Raw genomic sequence first — 19,520 nt, 5'->3', positions numbered from 1 at the left:
GCTGGTGAGCGCGTGGGTTTCGGGAGGGAACCCCGGTCTCGGCGCACACGGCCGGTCTCGAAGCCGCGGCGAGTGCTACCAGCCGTGAGCGTTCAGCCAGTCGCGGCGGCGGGATGCCTCGACATCCGTCTCCGTCTCGTCGGCGGTGTCGTGCGCGAGGAGGCGGCTGTCAGCGTCGAGCGGGATGAACCTCAGGCACACCGGGCACAGCGCGCGGCCGTCGGGGAAGCCGTCGTCGAGGGGTGCGGCGGGCTCGCCCGGCTCGCCCGAGCCGGAGCAGTGCGCGGGATCCGCCCCGGCATCCGACCACATGATCGTCCGGTGGCGGTGCAGTCCCGCGTGCCCGAGGGGTCGTGTGCAGCGCCGCCCGTCATTGCGGCTGCGGCAGAAGGTCACGACCTCGCTCATGCGCGGGCCCGCGGTACGTGGCGCGGCACCCACCGCACGAAGGCGAGCGCGCCGACGAGGCCGATCGCGCCCATGATCCCGGCCGCGACGGAAAGCGAGGCGACGGCGGCGATGCCCGATACGAGCAGCGGTGCGACCGCGCCCCCCGCGTCGGTGAGCGTTCGCCACGAGCCGAGGAAGGGCGCCGGGTCCGCCTTGGGCGCGACGTCGGCGCCGAGGGTCAGCAGGATGCCGCTCGACAGGCCGTTGCCCACGCCCAGGACCGCCGCGAACATCGCGAACCACATCGCGGCCTGGGGGAGGTCGTGCGTGAACGCGAGGGCGACGAAGCCCGCACCCATCAGGATCATGGCCGGCAGGGCCGCCCACAGTCGACCGAAGCGGTCCATGACCTGGCCGCTCGCGTAGAACAGGGCGAAGTCGATCGCACCCGAGATGCCGACCACGAGGGCGATCGTCTGCGCGTCGAGGCCGATCGACACACCCCACAGCGGCAGTACGACCTGGCGCGCCGAACGGACGGCGGACAGGGATGCCGCGGCCAGGCCGAGCGTCGACAGCATACGGCGGTGCCGCCACATCGTGCGGATCACGCCGGTTCCGGGACCGGTGCCGGAGGTCTTCTTCCGCGGAAGGCGGATCGAACCGGTAACCGGCTCACCCGTGTCTTCGGTGTCGACGGAAGCGTCGCGTGCCGCCTGCTCCTGCGGCATGAGGAACTGCTTCTCGGGGTCGGGGCCGAGGAGCACCAGCAGGACCGTGGCCACGAGGCATCCGCCGAAGAACCAGATCGTGGCGTGCTCGTCGCCGAACAGGGCGAGAAGGCCGGCCGCGACGAACGGTCCGACGAACATGCCGAGACGGAACGTGCCGCCCAGCAGTGACAGTGCGCGGGCGCGGAACGCCAGGGGGACGCGGGTCGTCATGAACGAATGGCGGGCCAGGCCGAAGGCGGCGGCGCAGAAGCCGATGAGGAAGACCGCGAGGGCGAAGATGCCGAGCGACGGTGCCAGCGCCATGCCCACCACCCCGCCGAGGGAGACGACTCCAGCGATCACCATGGTCAGCCGCTCGCCGACGCGGGCGACCGCCCAGCCGGCGGGGATGTTGCCGCAGAGCTGCCCCACGACGAGCGCGGAGGCGACGAGGGCGGCGGTCGCGACATCCGCTCCGAGCTGTGCGGCGATGACGGGGATCAGCGGGATGACGGCGCCCTCGCCGAGCGCGAACAGTACGGTGGGGCCGTAGACCATCGGCCCGAACCGCCACAGCACGTCACGGGCGGTGGGGGAGCCTGCGTGATCGGTCATCGCTTCCACGTTAGTCTGGAGTGTCATGCTCGACTTCGATCCCTCCGCCGACATCCAGGCCCTGCGTTCCACGTTCGCCGACATCAAGGCCGTGGTCGACGTCGAGGCACTCAACGCCGACATCGCCCGACTCAGCGAGGAGGCCGGCGCCCCCAATCTGTGGGATGACGTCGAGAAGGCGCAGAAGGTCACCAGCGCCCTCAGCCACCGCCAGGCCGAGCTCAAGCGCGTCACGGACGTCGAGCAGCGCCTCGACGATCTCGATGTGCTCGTCGAGCTCGCCAACGAGATGGACGACGAGGACTCCGCCGAAGAGGCGCGCCACGAGATCGCCGAACTGGAGGACATCGTCAGCCAGCTCGAGGTGCAGACGCTCCTCGACGGCGAGTACGACGAGCGATCCGCGGTCGTGACGATCCGCTCGGGCGCGGGCGGCGACGACGCCACAGACTTCGCGGAGATGCTCCTGCGCATGTACCTGCGCTGGGCGGAGCGCCACAAGTACTCGGTGAAGGTCATGGACACCTCGTACGCCGAGGGGGCCGGCATCAAGTCGGCGACGTTCGAGATCGACGCTCCGTACGCGTACGGCACGCTGTCGGTCGAGGCCGGCACGCACCGCCTCGCGCGCATCAGCCCGTTCGGCTCCGCTGACAAGCGGCAGACGTCGTTCGCCGCGGTCGAGGTCATCCCCGTGATGGAGGAGGCCGTCGAGGTCGACATCCCCGAGGGCGACCTGCGCGTCGACGTGTTCCGCTCGTCGGGTCCCGGCGGCCAGTCCGTCAACACGACGGACTCGGCCGTGCGCCTCACGCACCTCCCGACCGGCATCGTCGTGTCGATGCAGAACGAGAAGTCGCAGATCCAGAACCGCGCCGCCGCGATGCGCGTGCTCCAGACCCGCCTGCTCCTGCTCAAGCGCGAGGAAGAGGCGGCGAAGAAGAAGGAGCTCGCGGGCACGATCACGGCGAGCTGGGGCGACCAGATGCGGTCGTACTTCCTGTACGGCCAGCAGCTCGTCAAGGATCTCCGCACCGGCCACGAGGTGGGCAACCCGGCCATCGTCTTCGACGGCGACCTGGACGGCTTCATCTCCGCCGGCATCCGCTGGCGCAAGCGCAAAGACGACGACGACTGATCCAGCCCGCACTCGGCGAACCGATGCGCAAACGATGAGTGTCGCTGGACCGGGGCCGGTGGCGTCCGCATAGGCTCGTTAGGCCATGATCCGGTTCGAAAACGTCACGAAGCGCTTTCGCGGCACTTCCAAACCCGCCCTGAGCGATGTCGACTTCGAGGTGCTGCGCGGGGAGTTCGTCTTCCTCGTCGGTGCGTCGGGCTCCGGCAAGTCGTCCTGCCTCCGTCTGATCCTCCGCGAGGAGACGCCGTCCGAAGGGCGTGTGGTCGTCCTCGGTCGCGACCTGCGCACGCTGTCGAACCGCAAGGTTCCGTACTTCCGGCGCCATGTGGGGGCGGTCTTCCAGGACTTCCGGCTGCTGCCGACCAAGACCGTGTTCCAGAACGTCGCTTTCACGCTGCAGGTCATCGGATCGTCGAGAGGCTTCATCCAGCAGGCGGTCCCCGAGGTGCTCGCGCTCGTCGGCCTCGCCGGCAAGGAGAAAAGGTTCCCGCACGAGCTGTCGGGCGGTGAGCAACAGCGCGTCGCGATCGCGCGTGCGCTGGTGAATCGGCCCCAGATCCTGCTCGCGGACGAGCCGACCGGAAACCTCGACCCCGCGACATCCATCGACATCATGCAGCTGCTCGCGCGCATCAACGCGGGCGGCACCACTGTCGTGATGGCCACGCACGAGGCGGGCTTCGTCGACCAGATGCAGCGCCGCGTCATCGAGCTGCGCCACGGCGAGATCATCCGCGACGAGCGCCACGGCGGGTACGGCGACCGGTCGAGCCTGCCGAGCCTCGCTCCAGAGCCGGAGCGCGGCGCCGCCGCGGTCGCCGCCCTGACCGCGGTGCTCGAGGTGCAGCGCGAGGCCGCGATCGCTGCCGCCGCAGGCCTCGATCCGACGGCCGTGCAGGATGACGAGGAGCTCGTCGGCGTGGAACCGGATGCGGCGTCGCCGGCCGCCGGTGTCGCGGCGGCTGCGGCCGCCGCAGCAGCCGCTGTCGCCGTCACGGCCGCAGAGGCGCAGCAGGCGGAGGGCCTTGCGCAGGCCCTCGAGGAGCCGGTCGTCGAACCCGCGCCCGCGGCCGAGGCATCCGCTCCCGCGAAGCCCACCCACACCCAGCCGATCCCGCTCGTCGACGCCGTCGAGCTGCAGGTCGAGGAGCTCGGTCTCGCCGATCGGCTCGGCCTCGGCGCCACCGATCCTGACGACGAAGTGGGGCCCACCTCATGAGGTTCGGACTCATCATGTCGGAGGCTTTCACGGGCCTCCGGCGCAACGTCTCGATGGTCGTCTCGGTGGTGCTGGTCACCTTCGTGTCGCTCACGTTCGTCGGTGCGGCGATCCTCATGCAGATGCAGATCGGCACGATGCGCGACTTCTGGGTCGAGCGCGCGCAGGTCGCGGTCTACATGTGCACCAGCATCTCGACGCCCTCGACGTGCTCGAACGGCGAGGCGTCGCCCGAGCAGGTCGAAGAGGTGCGCGCGAAGCTCGAGGGCAGCGCGCTGGCGCCTCTCATTCGCGACCTGACGTTCCTCGACCACCAGCAGGCGTACGACGAGCTGCTGCAGATCGCCGGCGAAGAGAACGCGAGCGTGATCACGCCCGATCAGGTCAACGAGACGTTCCGCATCACGCTGGTCGACCCCGAGCAGTCGGACGTCATCATCGAGGCCTTCAGCGGCATGCAGGGGGTCGAGCTGGTGAAGGACCAGATGCAGTACCTCGATCCGTTGTTCTCGGCCCTGACGATCGCGACCTACATCGCGGTCGGCATCGCCGTGCTCATGCTGATCGCCGCGGTGCTGCTGATCGCGACCACCATCCGGCTCTCCGCGTTCGCGCGAAGACGGGAGCTCGGGATCATGCGCCTGGTCGGGGCATCCAACCGCTTCATCCAGACTCCGTTCATCCTCGAGGGTGTCTTCGCGGCGCTGCTCGGATCCATCCTCGCCAGCGCCGCCGTGATCGCCGGCGTGCACTTCGGCGTGAACAACTATCTGCGCAACCGCGTCGACTTCGTCACGACCTGGGTCGGCATGGCCGACGCGTGGCTCGTGGTGCCCGTCTTGATCCTGGTCGGTGTGGTGCTCGCGGCGCTGTCGGCGAGCTTCGCGATCCGCAGGTGGCTGCGCGCGTGATCGTCCACCCCGCCGCAGGGGTAGACTGACAGGCTGCCGTCCGCCCTCCGACAGGCTCGGGGACCAGCAGGCCGGCATCAGCGAGGAGACACCATGCCCAGGGAACGCGGGGAGAAGGTCGTGGCGACCAATCGTCGCGCGCGCCACGAGTACGCGATCGAGAAGACGTACGAGGCGGGCCTCGTGCTGACCGGCACCGAGGTGAAGTCGCTGCGTGAAGGTCGCGCGAACCTCTCGGACGGCTATGCGTACATCGACAACGGCGAGGCGTACCTGGACGCGGTGCACATCCCCGAGTACTCGCAGGGCCACTGGACGAATCACTCGTCCAAGCGCACGCGCAAGCTGCTCCTGCACAAGGAGGAGATCGTCAAGCTCTCGCACGCCATCTCGGCGGGCGGCTACACGCTCATCCCTTTGAAGCTGTACTTCTCGGACGGTCGCGCCAAGGTCGAGATCGCCGTCGCCAAGGGCAAGCGCGAGTTCGAGAAGCGCCAGACGATCCGCGAGCGCGAAGACAAGCGCGAGGCGGAACGCGCGATGCGTTCGCGCAACCGCCTCGGCGAGTAGAGGCTCAGCTCACTGCTTCCGCCGCGTCCGCGCCGTGCGCGGCGCGGTCGCTGAACGCCGTCTTCGGGACGAAGCACAGCAGCACCGCGGCGGCCAGCGCGGTCACGCCGCACACCACCCACACCGTGACGTAGCCCGAGAACGAGCCCGCGGTGCCCTCGGTCGCCGCGCCGGTCGCGCCGTGCAGCAGCGCGATGCCGAACACGCACGACGCGATCGCACCGCCGACGGTCTTGACCGAGTTCGTGAGACCGGTCGCGACACCCGTCTGGGTGGGAGGGGCGGCGGATGCTGCGGCCGCGGGCAGCGCCGCGACCAGCGCTCCCGACCCGAGGCCGACGACCACCATGTTCACGATGACCTGGGTGTAGGTGTCGTGGAAGGGCAGGAACATGAGGAACCCGATGCCGACCAGCGTCGCCGCACCGATGAGAGTCAGGCGGGGCGCGGTGAGCCGGGCGACGAGCGGGAACAGCAGCGCGCCCGTGATCATCGCGATGAGGTAGACGCCGATGATGAGCGAGGTCTGGAAGCCCGTCGTGCCGAGGCCATAGCCGTACACCGACGGGTCGGTGCGGGCGAAGGTCGACAGCGGGGCCTGCGCGCCGAGCACGCTCACACCGAACAGGCCGGCCGTGAGGAAGACGGGCCCGAGGGCGGGGGAGCGGAACATCCGCACATCGATGAGCGGATCGTCGTGCCGCAGCTCCCACAGCGCGAAGGGCACCACGAGCAGCACCCCGAGAACCGTGACGAGCCAGGCGATCGGATCAGCCGGGCCGTTGAGGCGCAGCAGGCTGAGTCCGCCGGTGAAGGCGACGAGTGCGAGCGAGATGAGAACCAGGCCGACGTTGTCGAGGCGGCCGCCGGTGGGCTCGGGCGACTCCTTGACTCCGAACAGGATCACGAAGAAGCACACGACGACGAGCAGAGCGGGCACGAGCAGCACGATCCACAGCGGCAGGCTGTCGATGAGCATGCCGCCCACGAGGGCGCCGGTGATGGCGCCGGTCTCGAGCGCCGCCACGAGGAATCCGGCGGCTCGCGCCGTGATGGTCGCCCGGCCCTCCATGCGCCGAGAGCGCGACCAGATCAGCGCGATCTCCAGAGGCAGCCACACGACGTAGAACCCCTGGACGGCCCACGCCGCGAGGAAGACGCCGAACGAGTCGGTGAACGGCAGGACGAGGGATGCTGCGGCCGTGATCGCCGTCGAGATCACCAGCATCCGCTTGTGTCCGACCATGTCGCCGAGCTTCGCGAATGCGGGGACGACGAGCGCCGAGAGCATGAGCTGGGTGCCCTCGAGCCAATTGACGTCGGCGTCGTGCACTCCGAGGTGACGGGCGATGTCGGTGAGCATGGGCGTGTAGAAGCCCTGGATCACACCGCTCGTGAACTCGACGAACGCGAGGAAGCCGACGACTCCCGCGAGCGCGCCGATGGTGACGCGTGAGGACACGGCGCTGCGCGTCATCGGTGCTCCTTCGCTCGGGCCCCAGACCCGGTCACTGCTGCGCACCGCCCCCGGGCATGCCGAAGGCGGTGCGAATCACTCTAAGCGCTGGAGGAGGGTGCGATGGAACAGCTCGCCCCGCTCGAGCGCCGCGATCTCGACGCGCTCGTCGACGCCGTGGATCGACGCGCGCTGCGCCTTGCTCATCTCCAGTGGCGCGAAGCGGTAGACCGCCGGCGAGAACCGGTGGAAATGCCGCGAGTCTGTGGCCGCCATCATCACGTACGGCACGGTCGCTGCGCCGGGGTGCGACACCTTCACCGCGTCCGTGATGAGCGCGAACTGCGCGTTCTCCGTCGACGACTCCGGGGACGGTCCGTCGCCCTCGAGCACCTCGACCTTCACGTGCCGGTCGGCGATCCGCTTGCGGACCCGCTTCACGGTGCTCGCGACCGACTCGCCCAGTGCGATGCGCAGGTTGAGCGTCGCCGTCGCCTGCGAGGGGAGGACGTTCGCAGCCGTTCCGCCGGACTGCATGGTGGCGGCGACGGTTGTGCGCACGAGCGCCGCGGGCTCGCCGCCCATCGCGGTGAAGGCGCGCGCGGTGAGCCACGGTGCCCTCGACAGCAGCCGGTACAGAGCGTGAGGGATGCCGCCCGTCCGGGTCGCGAAGAGCTCGAGCATGCGCGTGACCGCCGCCGGCGTGCGTGCAGGGAACGTCTGGGGCGACAGCCGCTCGACGGCGCGCGCGATGCGCCGGACGGCGGTGCGGGCGGGAGGAGCGGACGCGTGCCCGCCCTCGCCGCGGGCGCTCAGACGGAGCGTCAGCACGCCTTTCTCCCCCACGCCCACCATGGCGGCCGTGCCGCGGATGAAGGGCAGCGGCGCGTCCACGACGGCGCCTCCTTCGTCGAGCACGAGCCACGGCTCGACGCCGCGCTCCCGCAGCGTCTCGGCGATGATGCGGGCGGCACCACCGAAAGTCTCCTCGTCGCCTCCGAACGACAGGTACACGTCGCGCGCGGGCGTGAAGCCCGAGGCGAGCAGGTTCTCGACGGCATCCATCACGACGACGAGCGGTCCCTTGTCGTCGAGCGCGCCGCGGCCGTACACCCAGCCACGATCGATGCGCCCCTCGAACGGCGGGTGGGTCCAGGCGTCGCTCTCGTCGACCGGGACGACGTCGAAGTGCGCCATCAACACCGTCGGCTGCTCTTCGGCGCGCCCGCGCCACCGGTACAGGATCCCCAGCTCGCCGATGCGCTCGCGCTCCAGGTGCTCGTGGACGAGCGGGTAGAGCTCGACGAGCACGTCGGCGAACGCATCGAACGGCCCCTGCCCGCGTTCAGCGCGCTCCGCCGAGACGGTGGGCAGCTGGATCATGCGCGACAGTCGCTCGGCGATGCCCGCGCGGGGCACGACGTCGGCAGGGCTCATCGGGCGGCGAACCGGGCCTCGACGGCTGCCGAGATCACGATGTCCTCGGGCTGGAGCTGCACAGCGGGCCCCCCGCCCGCAGCGTCCGAGGCGAACGACGCCTTCGCCATGAGCATGCGGGGCGCCGGTGCCGTCTCGGCGTGGCTCTGCTGCGTCAGCAGCCCCACGTCAGCGAGCTCGACGGCGGTCACATCGGCGAGGCCGAGCGCCCCGGCGTACGCGCTCGCTCGCCCAACGGCCACTCCCACGGCCCGCGTGGCGACTTCCCGTTCCACGGATGCCTTCGTCTCGGGGGTGAGCTTCCACTCGATCCAGCCCAGCTGCACGCCCTCGCGCTCGGCGACCTCGCCGGCCCACCACGACAGCACCGCGAAGTCGGTGAACGTGACGGAGAAGTCCACGGTCGCATAATGCACCGGTGCCAGGCGCTTGCCCTCGTTGTTCCAGGGGCGCTCCGACCACACCGATACGCGTTGGCTCGTCCACTCGGTGACGGTGCCCGCGGACTTCCGCGAGGCGAGGTCGTCGCGCACCGGCTCGGTGAGCGCGGCCATGCGCTCGACGACGGCGCCGCGCTCGGGTCCTTCGGCGCGGATGGTCAGGTGCGCGATCGCGCGCTCGGGGGCGATGCGGGTCTCGTGCTCCCCGCGAACCGTGATGACGACGTCGCTCATCCTCAGACCCTAACCCGTGACCGGTGGGTCAATCGGGGAAGATCTGCCCGACCGGAAGGCGCTTCTCGGCCTGGAACGCATCCTCGGTGCGTCCGTACGCCCAGTACGCCGACAGCGACAGGTCGGCCCGCGCGACGCCGCGGTCGAGCAGGAGCGGCCGCAGCGACTTCATCGCACCTCTCTCACCATGTGCGAAGACCTGCACGCGGCCGGCCGGCCACGCCGCAGCATCCACTGCCGCGACGAGCCGCGCGCCGGGAGCGTCGTGGTCCTCGTCGACCCACTGGACCACGGCGCCCGACGGCACCTCGATCCGGTGCGCGGCCGACCGCGTCTCGATGATCGTCGTCACCGCAGCTTCCGCGGGCAGCGCCTCGAGCGCGGACCAGATCGCCGGGATCGCCGACTCGTCGCCGATCAGCACGTGGTGATCTGCGGTGAGGTCGGGGGAGTAACCCGCTCCGGGGGACGACATCGTCAGCCGATCGCCGGGTTTCGCGTTCGCGGCCCACGGCCCGGCGATGCCGGTGTCACCGTGCACGACGAAGTCGATCTCGATGGTGCGGGCTGCGGCATCCACACGCCGGATCGTGTAGGTGCGGATCGTCGGAAGCTCGTCGAACGGCACCGTCTCACGCAGCGTGGCGAGATCGTACGGCGGCTCGAGGGCGCTGCCCGCCGGCGGGAAGTACAGCTTCGCGTACTTGTCGGTCTCGGGCCGGTCGGCGAAGTCGGCGAACTCGTCGCCCGCCAGCGTCACCCGCACCAGGTCGGGCGAGAGCCAGGCGCTCCCGGTCACGAACAGGGTGGTCTGCGGGCGCGCGGCGCGAGGTGAGGTCACCCTTACATGCTAGAGAACGGATGCTGCGATCCGGCTTCGCGTCCAGGAATGGCGGGGACGCAGCATCCGTTGTATTCTGATGTGCTCGGATGCTTCGGCGCCGAGTGTTGGCAACTCCACAGTGTGACAGCGGCCCTTCGCGAGAAGGACACCTCTGAAGAGGTAACGGGGATGATCGGTTTCGACATCGCCTGTGAATCTGCGTGAAGCGGGCCGAGGATGCAGGGTTATCTCGTAAACGCTCCTTGCAAACCAATAACTGCCGAAAAGAAGCAGTCCGCGTTCGCCCTCGCTGCCTGAGCAGCGAGCCCGACGCCGTCAATCCGTGACTGATCCCGTCACGGGTATTGGCGTCATCTAGGGATCTTGCTGCGTGACGTCGCCTGAGCGTCGCGTGGGACTCTTTTCAGGATGGGCTTGTCGACTTAGGTGTCTGTGACAAAGGTCGGAGCCGAGTAGAACGATTTCACAGACTGCGCCCGGAGAAACCGCAGTTACCCAGCGATGGACGGGGGTTCGATTCCCCCCATCTCCACAGCCGTTGTCACAGAGAAGGGCCCGAGATCCGCGTAATTGCGCGGATCTCGGGCTCTTCTCGTGTGTTCGGCGGGCCGGAAATCCTCCCCGTTCACGCGCGCCGAGCCGCGGGCGGGGCGATCGAGGCCGACGATCATCCGCATCGTCGTGGACTTACCCGCGCCGTTCGGCCCGAGCAGACCAGTCACGGTCCCCGAGCCGACCGTGAAGGTGAGATCGTCGACGGCGGCCTTGTCGCCGAAGACCTGCGTCAGGTTCTCTACTTCGATCACGTCGCGTCGATCTCAGCTGCTCGACGAGGAGCTCTTGTCGGGCAGGTACGGTTCGATCGCCGCGGCAAGCTTCGCCGGCGTCATCGACTGCAGCCAGACATGCCCGGGACCGTGCACCTGCGCGAGGAAGAGCGAGTCGCCGAAGAACTTGTTCTTGACGCCCTTGATCGTGGCGAACTCCAGCTGCATCTCCGCACGATACAGCGCCAGGTGCCCCGGGTGGACGAGGAGCGAACCGCCCGCGGGCAACTCGTACTCGACGATCTCGCCGGCCAGCTGCACCCAGGCCGTGCCGTTTCCGGCGAGCATCTGGAAGACCACACCGGCGCCGCCGAAGATCCCGGCGCCGAGCTTCGTCTGCAGACCCACGAGACCTCGACATCCGGGGTGCTGGCCATGTAGGAACCGGATTGGACCATGAACTCATCGCTCGGGTCGATGGTGAGTTCTCGGATGGTGCCGGGCAACTGTGCGGCGAACGCGACCATGCTGCCGGGAGCGGACGCGGTGTACTGAGAGAGGAACAGCTGACCGCCGCCGACCATCCGCTTCAGGCCGCTCAGGAAGCCGCCCTTGCCGCCGGATCCGAATCCCGTCGACGTCTCGATGTCGAACCCGGGTGTGAGCCAGGCGACGTCGCCGCCTTCCGCGATGATCCGTTCGCCGGTGTCGAGAGTGACTTCGAGGACCGGCATCGTCGTTCCGGCGATCTGCGTCTTCATGAACTCACCGTATCGAAGCACAAACGCCCCGGCGGCGGCCCGATGCGGGTGCCAGCGTGTCTGGATCGGCCCGCGATCTGGGTCAGCTACATCACCATCGTCACGTCATGCTGCGGAGTTCCCGGACGTGACGACCAGGTGTGGCGATTTGCGCGGACGACAGTTCAGCTGTCGTCCTCGATCCGACAGCCTTGCTTATCGTGCACCGCTGACAGCATCGCGAGCTGCGATCACCGCGTCTGCGAAGCGACGCGCCCCGTAGCAGCGAACCTTCAAGACACGGACCGGGGTGCTGATCGCCACGATGTTGGTGAAGAAGCCGGGCAGGACTTCCACATTCGTCACCTGGTCCAGCGGCACGGCGACATCCATCGTGCCCGCCTGCGCGACGCGGTTCAGCGTGTTCGCCGCGAAGGAGACGGACTCCGGGGTGAGCGTCACTCGTCCGCCCACCCACAGTCCTCCCCACATCGCGCGGAACGCGGACAGAACGGGCAGGAGGCTGGAAGCGCGCACTTGAGCATCCTCGATGAGCGCGTTCGCAATCTTGGACATGAGCACGTGGTCCCGCACAACAGCGATTGTGGCTGTTGCGATAGGTCGGCGAACAGGGGGGACTGGAATGGCGTGCGCTGTCAAGAGACGGTCCGTTAGGGACCGATATACGGGGCGAGGCTAGCGTGGCCCCGGCTGACTGCGAACCAACTAGGGGAAGTAGATCACTGTCACGCTGTCACTGAGCGGTGTGCGCTTGCCCTCTCCGACTTCGTTGTCGGGGAACTTGAACGTCCCGGCTTCGATTCGCGTGCCGCTTTCGAGTGTGCTTCCAACGCCAAGGCCTGCACCGCACCCCATCTGCTCCCATTCTTCATCCCGAATCTGAATGAGGCACAAGCTGTTGTTCGTGCCGCGAGCAAGGTACAAGTCGGCGCCCTCCACCTCCCCGATGAACCGAGGGGACTGTCCCACGGCATCCTCAGGCAACGATGTGGCTCGCCTGTAGGCGGCCCGGGAGGCGGTCGATCAGCGAGCGCCTGGGGAGGGTGCATGCGTGTCTGCAGGCTCGGCGTACCGCGTGTCTCCGTCGTGCGGTGTGGTGTCGGTGGGGTGTTCGGCATCCGGTGCGCTCCGAGGTCGCAGTTCGCTGACGAGTGAGCCGATGACGATGAGTGCGGCGCCGAGGATGGCGATGGGTGGGAGGCGGTCGCCTGCGATGCGGCCGATGATGCCGGCCCAGACTGGTTCGCCGGCGTAGATGATGGTCGCCCGGGTGGGGCTGACCGAGCGTTGCGCCCAGTTCATCGTGAGTTGAATGAGGCAGCTCGCCGCGCCCAGGGCGAGCGCCGAGGCCAGCCATGCCCAGGAGAACGCGGGCGCTTGCTCGCCGACGATCGGCATGGTCAGGAACGCGAGGATTCCGGCGACGAGGAGTTGGATGACGGTGACGCGTCCGACGTTCACGCGTTTGGCGAACAGCCCGATGAGGACGATCTCTGCGGCGATGGGCACGGTGCTGAGGAGCGTCAGAATCTCGCCGGTGCTCCAGTGAAGGCCGACGCTGCTGGGGTCGGTGAGGAGGATCAGGCCGATGAATGCCAGCGCGATGCCGAGGAGTGCCATCCGGGTGGGCGCTTTGCGGAACACCAGCCATTGCAGCAGCGGCACGAGGGGGACGTAGAGGGCGGTGAGGAACGCGGATGTGCTGCTGTCGATCGTCTGCAGGCCCACGGTCTGCAGGCCGTATCCGAGATAGATCGTGACGCCGATCGCCGACCCCGCGGCGAATTCCTTCCAGCGCAGGCCGCGCAGGACGCGGTGAAAGACGATGGCGCTGAGCAGGCCTGCGGTGAGGAAACGGATGCCGACGAAGAACCATGGCCCGGTGTGCTCGAGGGTCAGGTGAACGATGAGGAAGGTCGCTCCCCAGACGATCGTGATCCCGATGAGAGCCAGTTCGGCACGACCCCACCGGATCCGACCCAAGACATCCCGAATGTGCAGCATATTGCACATCGTATAGTGCAGAATTGTGCACATGCAACTCGATGGGTCCCGGGGTGAAGTACTGGCGCATGTGGGGGCGAACGTGCGGCGGTTCCGCGTCGCCGCCGACGTGAGTCAGGCCGCCCTCGCGGCGGAGTCCGGTGTGAGCAGGCGCACGATCATCAATCTGGAGGCCGGTGAGGCGAACGTCAGCTTGTCGGCGCTGGACCACATCGCGGCTGCGCTGGGGGTGACATTCGTCGATCTCGTCGCCGCGCCGTCCGTACCGCGCGACGCGATCCGTGAAGTGGCGTGGCGGGGTGACTCCGCAGACAGCGTCGGCACCCTGCTGGGATCCGCACGCGCCACGAGGGAGGCGCAGCTGTGGACCTGGACGCTCGGGGCAGGAGAGCGATACGACGCCAACGCCGATCCGGCCGGCTGGCAGGAAATGATCCTCGTCACCGAAGGGGCGTTGCGCGTCGAGCGCGAAGACGGCATCACCCACCTGACAGCCGGGCAGCACGTCATGTACTCCAGCGCGCAGAAATACTCATACGTCAATGACGGCGTCGCTCCGGTATGGTTCGTGCGCGTCGTCGTAAGCTGACGCGCCGGCCGTGGCGGCGGCCTCCCTTGCCCGACGAGCTCGCCGAATCGGGGTGATGCCCGCTTCGCGATGAACTGTCGCGTCACCCTGAGGTCGGCGAACGCCTCGGCGCGGTTACCGGTGCCTACGCGCGGATCGGCTGGGTGATCGTCGACCGTCGCATCGCGGACCGTGGGGATCACGTCGTCGGTCACGGTGATCTTGCCTACACGGCGATGGCGTCGTTCTCGATCACGAACCGAGGCGTCGATTCAGCCATCAGGCCAGGGGAAAGCCTGCGAGCAAACCGATCAGGGGCCACGCTGTGACGAGCAGAGCAGTGAGTACGACGATGCCGGCCGTCACGATCGCGGGGCGTCGGCGACCAATCGTGAGGGCACCGACGACCATCGCGGCGTAGATGGACACAGTCGCGACGGAGATGACGAGCGCCGTGCCTTCCCGGTAGGACGACATGCAATTGGTCGGTGGGGGCATGATCGCAGGGCACGCCACGGGCCCCAATGGGACAGCGACGAACCAGACTACGGCGAGGGTTGCGGCCGTGAGCACGGTCGCGATCGCAAGCCGTCCCAGCGGCACTCGCAATCGTTCACGAGACGTGGCATCGCCCTGCGTCGCTCCAGACATCGCCTCAGGCTAGGTGCGGTTGGCCGCTCGAGCCGCCGACAGTCGTCGGATCGTTATCGTCGCCCCACTCAGCCCGCCCGCGAGCCGGTCCCCGAGCCAGCGACTGTGGAGGCCTGCACCGGCAACGTTCAGGGGTTCGGTCGTGCGGTGGTCGGCTGGGCCGCGTAGACCTGCACCCCCGCATCGTCGTGCACGAATTGGAGCGAGGTATCTTCAGGGAACTCGTCGCGCAGCGCCTGAGGCAACAGCGACGTGATCTGCAGCGAAACGGTGGCCGGGAATGGCCCTGCGCCGCAGCCTCCCGCGGCGAAGCCCGCACCGCTCGGAGTGGTGAGGACGGCGAGGCATGGCCGCGAGGCGCCATCGCCGGTGTTCTGGTCGTAGGTGACCACGGTCAATCCGTGAAACTCGTTGTAGCGCTGGCCGTCCTCGGGGCTCGCACCGAACATCTGGTTCGGCCACTCGGCGTCTGGATCGGCATGGAGCACCGCGACCTGTTGAGGCGGGGTTGGCTGCACGAGCAACATCGATCCGGCGCCGATCACGAGACCACCGAAGACGCCCGCGGCGGTCCAGAGCAGGGGGACGCGCCTGCGCCACCATGCCGGCGACTCCACAGCAGTGGCCGGCCCGGTCGGTGTGACGCTACCCGCCGCCGACGTGTGCCCGTCGTCTGCGGGGGCCGATGCATCAGACGCCGTTGGCTCCACGCGAGGTCCAGTGATCGGCGTTCGGATCGCAGGATCGGCGACCGCGCCGCTGGCGTGTGCTTCGAGTTCGCGGAGCCGAGCCAGTGCCGCAGCGTCCTCGTGAATGTCGGCGTGCGGTCCGTATGCGCGGGTGCGAAGGTCACGAAGCTCCTCGAGGCGAGGATCGTCTGGCGTTGGCATTTGGAGCCATCCTGCCGCACTTGGCAGCCTCGGCCCCACATCGCGGTAGATCAAAGAACGAACAGCGCTTCGCCGACACCTGAGCCGCGACCACAGCGTGTGCGCCCAGCACAGATCGCCGGCGCCGCGGGTCCGACCCGCGGAGCCAGCGATCTTCGCACGCTACTTGGCGGCCTGCTTGATCAGAGCGATTACCGAGAGGGGCTTGCTGATCATCGGCACGTGCGAGGTGTTGACCTCGACCGTGGTCGCGCCGGCGCGTTCGGCCATCGCGCGTTCGGCCTCGGGTGGAATGATGCGGTCTTGCTTGGCGACCATGTACCAGCTCGGGATGCTCTCCCACGCCGGCGGTCCCGAGGGCGTGACGAGCGAGGCGTAGGAGCCGGGGCGCTGCGAGGCGGCCATCGTTTTCGCCACCACCTTGGGGACGTCCTGAGCGAACAGCTCCGGGAACACCGCCGGGTCGATATAGGCGTCTGCGTCGTTCTCGGACGCACCCGGGAACGGGCGGATGACGAGGTGCTCCGTGACCTCGGAGTGCCCGCCGCCGAGTCCGTTCGCCGCAGCGACGGATTCGCCTTCGGCCAGGGCGTAGGCCGCGATGTAGACGAGCGACTTCACGTTGGGGTTGTCCGTGGCGGCGTTCGTGATGAGTGCGCCGCCGTAGGAGTGTCCGACGAGCACGACGGGTCCTTCGACTGTGGTGAGGAAGTCGCGCAGGTACTGGCTGTCGAATTGGATGCCGCGCAATGGGTTGGAGAAGGCGATGACCGGATAGCCGCCGGCTTCGAGGGCAGGGGCGACGAGGTTCCATCCGCTGGAGTCGGCGAACGCGCCGTGCACGAGGACGATCGTGGGCTTCGGCGTGCCGGACCCGGTGGTTGCGGTGGGCCCCGCAGCCGCTGGGGCGGCGATTCCCGTGACCACGGCGACCGAAACGATGGCTGCTGCGGCGAGGCCCAGCAGGCCTCTGCCCTTTCGATTGATCATGGAGTTTCCTTTCGGTGTGCGGTGTGCGGTGTGCGGTGTGCGGTGTGAGGTGTGCTGGTTCTGCGGGCGCTCGACGTGCCGTCGGATCACCCGGCGACGGCGGACCGCGTGGGTCTCGCGTGGCTGACAGCCCAGTCGAGCGCGTAGTCGGCGCGCCGGCATTGTGATCGCCGCCCGCATGGACGACGCGGTCGAAGGCACCCTGGCCGGCGTACCTCGTCTCGAGTTGGGCGGCTTGGACCCGGATTCCGGCTCCACACTGATTCGCGGGGCGACGAGAGGAGTCCTCGATCACACCGTGGCAGCCGATTACGTCGCATACACGGCGGGGAATCCGCTCGCGCTGCGAGAACTCGCCGTGGAATGGTCCGCGGAGGAGCTCACCGCGACCGCGATCTCCCACTCGCCGATTCCGATCGGTCGCCGACTCGAGCAGATCTACGCGCGCCGGCTGCGGGAGCTTCCCGAAGCCAGCAGGCAATGGCTTCTCATCGCCGCCGCCGAGTCGAGCGGCGATATCGGCGCGGTCAGCGCCGCCGCCGACGCGCTCGGCATCCCCACCGATGCCTCCGCCGACGCCGAGCGGATCGACTTCGTGCGCACGCGCGACAGAATCCGCTTCCGGCATCCGCTCATTCGCTCAGCCGTCTACGCCGACGCCACCGGCGCAGACAGAAGGAGAGCGCACCGCGCGCTCGGCGACCACGCGAGATCGCACGGCTGGCCCGAGATCGCGGCGTACCACGCGGCGGCCGCGGTCGACAGGCCCGACGATGGCGTTGCCGCGGAACTCGCCTCGGCGGCCGACACTGCCGGTGCGCGCGGTGGCATGCTCTCGCGCGCGCACCTGCTCGCCCGCGCCGCCTCCCTGTCGACGACGGTCGCCGATCGCAGCGAGCGATCCGTGGCGGCCGCCGAGGCCGCCCTCAGCGCGGGCGCTGCGCGACTCGCCGTGCAGCTGCTCGATCGAGTGGACGAAGCCGCCCTCAACGACGTCGGCCGAGGCCGCAAGCTCATCGTCGAGGCGATGTCCGGGATGTTCCTGTCCCACCCGGAGGGTCTTCGAGGCGGGCTGGGCAAGCTGATCGCCGCGGCGGATCTCGTGAGCGAGCTTGCGCCGGACCTGTCCCGCCAGACGCTGCTTCTCGCCCTCAACTCGGGCACCGTCACGGAGGAGCAGGCCGTCGGCGCCGACATTCGAGATCTCGGACTCCGGATGAGGGCCGCTTCCGACGGCGAAGACCTCACCGCGATGCTTCTCCGCGCGATGAGCGCGTTCATCCTCGATGACTACGTGATCGCGGCGCCCCTGCTCCGGGAAGCGCTCGACGCGCTGCTGGACGGGATGGGCGAAGAGCCCACCGGCCTCGCCTTCTATGTGACCATCCCGTGCGTCGCGCTCTGGGACTGGCATGCCGCGTCCGAACTGCTCCAGCGCGCGGCGCGAGTCAGCCGGACCGTCGGCGCACTGCGCGACGTCGACGCTTGTCTGTGGATCCTCAGCGCGGTCGAGATGAGCAGGATGAACCCGAAGGCCGCCGCCGGCTATATCGACCAATCTGCGGAGCTCCGACGTGCGCTCGGGGTGATCGACGAACAGGCGGTGAACGCGGGGCTGCTCGCCTGGCAGGGCACACCGCCGGCGGTGGTCGAGCAGATCACCCACGCGATTCACGAAGCAGGGTGGGGCGGCATCACCCGCATGGCCATCGGTGCGATCGCGATCAACGAGATCGCCGCCGGAGCTTACGAGGCGGCGTTCGAGCGCCTTTCGCCGCTCGTCCGCCATCCGTTTCTTCAAGCGAGCTTTCATCACATCCCCGAATACATTGAGGCTGCCGCCCGAAGCGGAAACCATTCATCGGCCCACTGGGCGCTCGCGAAGCTGGAGTCCTACGCCGATGTGAGCGGCTCCGTCGTCGCGCGCGGGCTGCGAGACCGATCCCGCGCCCTCCTCGCCGACGATCAGAGCGCTGAGGAGCACTACCTCTCGGCCATCGACGCGCTCGTCGGCGACCACGACGGTGACGGCGCCCGCGCCCGCCTGCTGTATGGAGAATGGCTGCGTCGTGTGCGGCGGAGGAACGACGCCCGCGTACAGCTGCAGCTCGCGTACGAGACCTTCACCGCACGCGGTGCGGTCACCTTCGCCGAACGCGCTCGCCGCGAGATCCAAGCCGCAGGCGCGCAGGTCCTCAGCGAACCGAAAGCGCCGGACCTCCTCACCAGCCAGGAACGGGAGGTCGCACTGCTGGCAGCGCGCGGTGCGACGAATACCGAGATTGCCGCGTCGATGTTCATCAGCCCGAATACGGTCGATTACCACCTGCGCAAGGTGTTCCGGAAACTCCAGATCAGCTCACGCCGCCAGCTCACCGATCTGCTTGCCCAGTGAGGGCTCCCGGCCCGTCCGTTCATCGGTCCCTGATCGGTCGCTAGTGTGACCTCGTGTCGCGGATGACGGCCTCGACGCGATCGGCGAGTGCCGAGACGGTCTCGCGGCCGTCCAGTTCGAGCGTTGCTCCCGACCTGAGGAGCGGTTCGACATCACGGAGGTTGCGTGAGATCTCTTCACGCTCTTCGCTCGTTGTGCCGTACGGGTTATTGACGCGTGCCGAGACGCGTTCCAGGAGCACGCTGAGTGGTGCGGTCAGGAGGATGATCGCGTCGAAGTTGTCGTAGAACCGCACCTGGTTCTCGACCGTCCCGGAAACGATGACAGGGCCCCCATTCGCCAGCAGTGCGGCCATGCGCGGCTCATCCCAAGTGCCGTCACCCTGCGTCCAACCGTCGTAATCAGTGTCGACCGTTTGGTGGCCGCGACGTCGGAGCTCATCGAGAAGCGTCGTCTTGCCCGCCCCAGACATGCCGGTGACAAGAATACGGCTCACGCTCAAGACGCTAGCCGACCTGGTGAAT

Annotated in this window: 18 protein-coding genes, 1 other RNA gene and 2 pseudogenes; 7 read left to right on the top strand and 14 right to left on the bottom strand. The window is 68.4% G+C overall.

Annotated elements, in window-relative coordinates; genetic code table 11:
* Positions 1 to 75: 75 nt before the first annotated feature.
* Both ASF40_RS08165 and ASF40_RS08160 read right to left on the bottom strand, forming a co-directional pair.
* The gene (locus tag ASF40_RS08165; protein ID WP_056367790.1) at positions 76 to 408 is read right to left on the bottom strand and encodes a hypothetical protein; all 333 of its coding nucleotides are present in this window, start codon (positions 406 to 408) and stop codon (positions 76 to 78) included.
* Entirely contained in the window at positions 405 to 1,718 is a 1,314-nt protein-coding gene (locus tag ASF40_RS08160; protein ID WP_056367789.1) for an MFS transporter, read from the bottom strand. Before ASF40_RS08160 ends, ASF40_RS08165 begins: the two co-directional genes overlap by 4 nt.
* A gap of 25 nt (positions 1,719 to 1,743) precedes the next feature.
* On the opposite strand from ASF40_RS08160, the gene prfB reads away from it, so the two are divergent.
* From prfB to smpB, 4 genes are all read left to right on the top strand, one after another.
* Positions 1,744 to 2,856: a peptide chain release factor 2 gene (prfB, locus tag ASF40_RS08155; protein WP_056367788.1), complete on the top strand. Its 1,113-nt coding sequence runs from the start codon at positions 1,744 to 1,746 to the stop codon at positions 2,854 to 2,856.
* 85 nt (positions 2,857 to 2,941) lie between these two features.
* Positions 2,942 to 4,078, top strand: coding sequence for a cell division ATP-binding protein FtsE (ftsE, locus tag ASF40_RS08150; protein ID WP_056367787.1), 1,137 nt, complete (start codon positions 2,942 to 2,944; stop codon positions 4,076 to 4,078).
* Entirely contained in the window at positions 4,075 to 4,989 is a 915-nt protein-coding gene (ftsX, locus tag ASF40_RS08145; RefSeq protein ID WP_056367786.1) for a permease-like cell division protein FtsX, read from the top strand. The genes ftsE and ftsX overlap by 4 nt, the downstream gene beginning before the upstream one ends.
* 93 nt (positions 4,990 to 5,082) lie before the next feature.
* The gene (smpB, locus tag ASF40_RS08140; protein WP_045296901.1) at positions 5,083 to 5,559 is read left to right on the top strand and encodes an SsrA-binding protein SmpB; all 477 of its coding nucleotides are present in this window, start codon (positions 5,083 to 5,085) and stop codon (positions 5,557 to 5,559) included.
* Positions 5,560 to 5,563: 4 nt separating this feature from the next.
* On the opposite strand, the gene ASF40_RS08135 is transcribed toward smpB, so the two are convergent.
* The 4 genes from ASF40_RS08135 to ASF40_RS08120 form a co-directional block, all read right to left on the bottom strand.
* Positions 5,564 to 7,036, bottom strand: coding sequence for an MFS transporter (locus ASF40_RS08135; RefSeq protein WP_056367785.1), 1,473 nt, complete (start codon positions 7,034 to 7,036; stop codon positions 5,564 to 5,566).
* 75 nt (positions 7,037 to 7,111) lie between these two features.
* A complete protein-coding gene (locus ASF40_RS08130; RefSeq protein ID WP_056367784.1) occupies positions 7,112 to 8,452 on the bottom strand; it encodes a M20/M25/M40 family metallo-hydrolase in 1,341 nt (446 codons plus the stop codon).
* On the bottom strand, positions 8,449 to 9,126 hold the full coding sequence (locus ASF40_RS08125; RefSeq protein WP_056367783.1) for an SIMPL domain-containing protein: 678 nt from the start codon (positions 9,124 to 9,126) through the stop codon (positions 8,449 to 8,451). The genes ASF40_RS08130 and ASF40_RS08125 overlap by 4 nt, the downstream gene beginning before the upstream one ends.
* Positions 9,127 to 9,154: 28 nt before the next feature.
* Positions 9,155 to 9,967: a siderophore-interacting protein gene (locus ASF40_RS08120; protein WP_056367780.1), complete on the bottom strand. Its 813-nt coding sequence runs from the start codon at positions 9,965 to 9,967 to the stop codon at positions 9,155 to 9,157.
* A gap of 167 nt (positions 9,968 to 10,134) precedes the next feature.
* On the opposite strand from ASF40_RS08120, the gene ssrA reads away from it, so the two are divergent.
* Positions 10,135 to 10,505, top strand: a transfer-messenger RNA (tmRNA) gene (ssrA, locus tag ASF40_RS20835).
* A gap of 61 nt (positions 10,506 to 10,566) precedes the next feature.
* On the opposite strand, the pseudogene ASF40_RS08115 reads toward ssrA, so the two are convergent.
* From ASF40_RS08115 to ASF40_RS08095, 4 genes and pseudogenes are all read right to left on the bottom strand, one after another.
* Positions 10,567 to 10,776, bottom strand: a pseudogene (locus ASF40_RS08115) (ATP-binding cassette domain-containing protein); the annotation flags it as partial.
* A gap of 12 nt (positions 10,777 to 10,788) precedes the next feature.
* Positions 10,789 to 11,471 (bottom strand): annotated as a pseudogene (locus ASF40_RS08110) (AIM24 family protein).
* Between the two features lie 222 nt (positions 11,472 to 11,693).
* Entirely contained in the window at positions 11,694 to 12,014 is a 321-nt protein-coding gene (locus ASF40_RS08105) for a hypothetical protein (protein WP_157549531.1), read from the bottom strand.
* 507 nt (positions 12,015 to 12,521) lie between these two features.
* Positions 12,522 to 13,502: a DMT family transporter gene (locus ASF40_RS08095; protein ID WP_082496929.1), complete on the bottom strand. Its 981-nt coding sequence runs from the start codon at positions 13,500 to 13,502 to the stop codon at positions 12,522 to 12,524.
* A 31-nt stretch (positions 13,503 to 13,533) separates the two neighbouring features.
* Here ASF40_RS08095 and ASF40_RS08090 point away from each other — a divergent pair, with 31 nt between their 5' ends.
* Entirely contained in the window at positions 13,534 to 14,091 is a 558-nt protein-coding gene (locus tag ASF40_RS08090) for an XRE family transcriptional regulator (RefSeq protein ID WP_056367772.1), read from the top strand.
* A 258-nt stretch (positions 14,092 to 14,349) separates the two neighbouring features.
* Here the strand turns inward: ASF40_RS08090 and ASF40_RS08085 are convergent, their stop codons facing one another.
* The 3 genes from ASF40_RS08085 to ASF40_RS08075 form a co-directional block, all read right to left on the bottom strand.
* On the bottom strand, positions 14,350 to 14,721 hold the full coding sequence (locus ASF40_RS08085) for a hypothetical protein (protein ID WP_157549529.1): 372 nt from the start codon (positions 14,719 to 14,721) through the stop codon (positions 14,350 to 14,352).
* Positions 14,722 to 14,849: 128 nt separating this feature from the next.
* The gene (locus tag ASF40_RS08080) at positions 14,850 to 15,266 is read right to left on the bottom strand and encodes a hypothetical protein (RefSeq protein ID WP_157549527.1); all 417 of its coding nucleotides are present in this window, start codon (positions 15,264 to 15,266) and stop codon (positions 14,850 to 14,852) included.
* Between the two features lie 507 nt (positions 15,267 to 15,773).
* A complete protein-coding gene (locus tag ASF40_RS08075) occupies positions 15,774 to 16,601 on the bottom strand; it encodes an alpha/beta fold hydrolase (protein ID WP_082496928.1) in 828 nt (275 codons plus the stop codon).
* A 298-nt stretch (positions 16,602 to 16,899) separates the two neighbouring features.
* On the opposite strand from ASF40_RS08075, the gene ASF40_RS08070 reads away from it, so the two are divergent.
* Complete coding sequence (locus ASF40_RS08070; protein WP_056367767.1) at positions 16,900 to 18,996, top strand: helix-turn-helix domain-containing protein; 2,097 nt, start codon at positions 16,900 to 16,902, stop codon at positions 18,994 to 18,996.
* 40 nt (positions 18,997 to 19,036) lie between these two features.
* Here the strand turns inward: ASF40_RS08070 and ASF40_RS08065 are convergent, their stop codons facing one another.
* Positions 19,037 to 19,492 (bottom strand): AAA family ATPase, encoded by a 456-nt coding sequence (locus ASF40_RS08065; RefSeq protein WP_056367764.1) that lies wholly within the window; start codon positions 19,490 to 19,492, stop codon positions 19,037 to 19,039.
* Positions 19,493 to 19,520 lie beyond the last annotated feature (28 nt).

It is taken from the genome of Microbacterium sp. Leaf288, assembly GCF_001422925.1.
Classification (GTDB): Bacteria; Actinomycetota; Actinomycetes; order Actinomycetales; family Microbacteriaceae; genus Microbacterium.
This window is presented reverse-complemented; position numbering and strand designations above follow the sequence as displayed.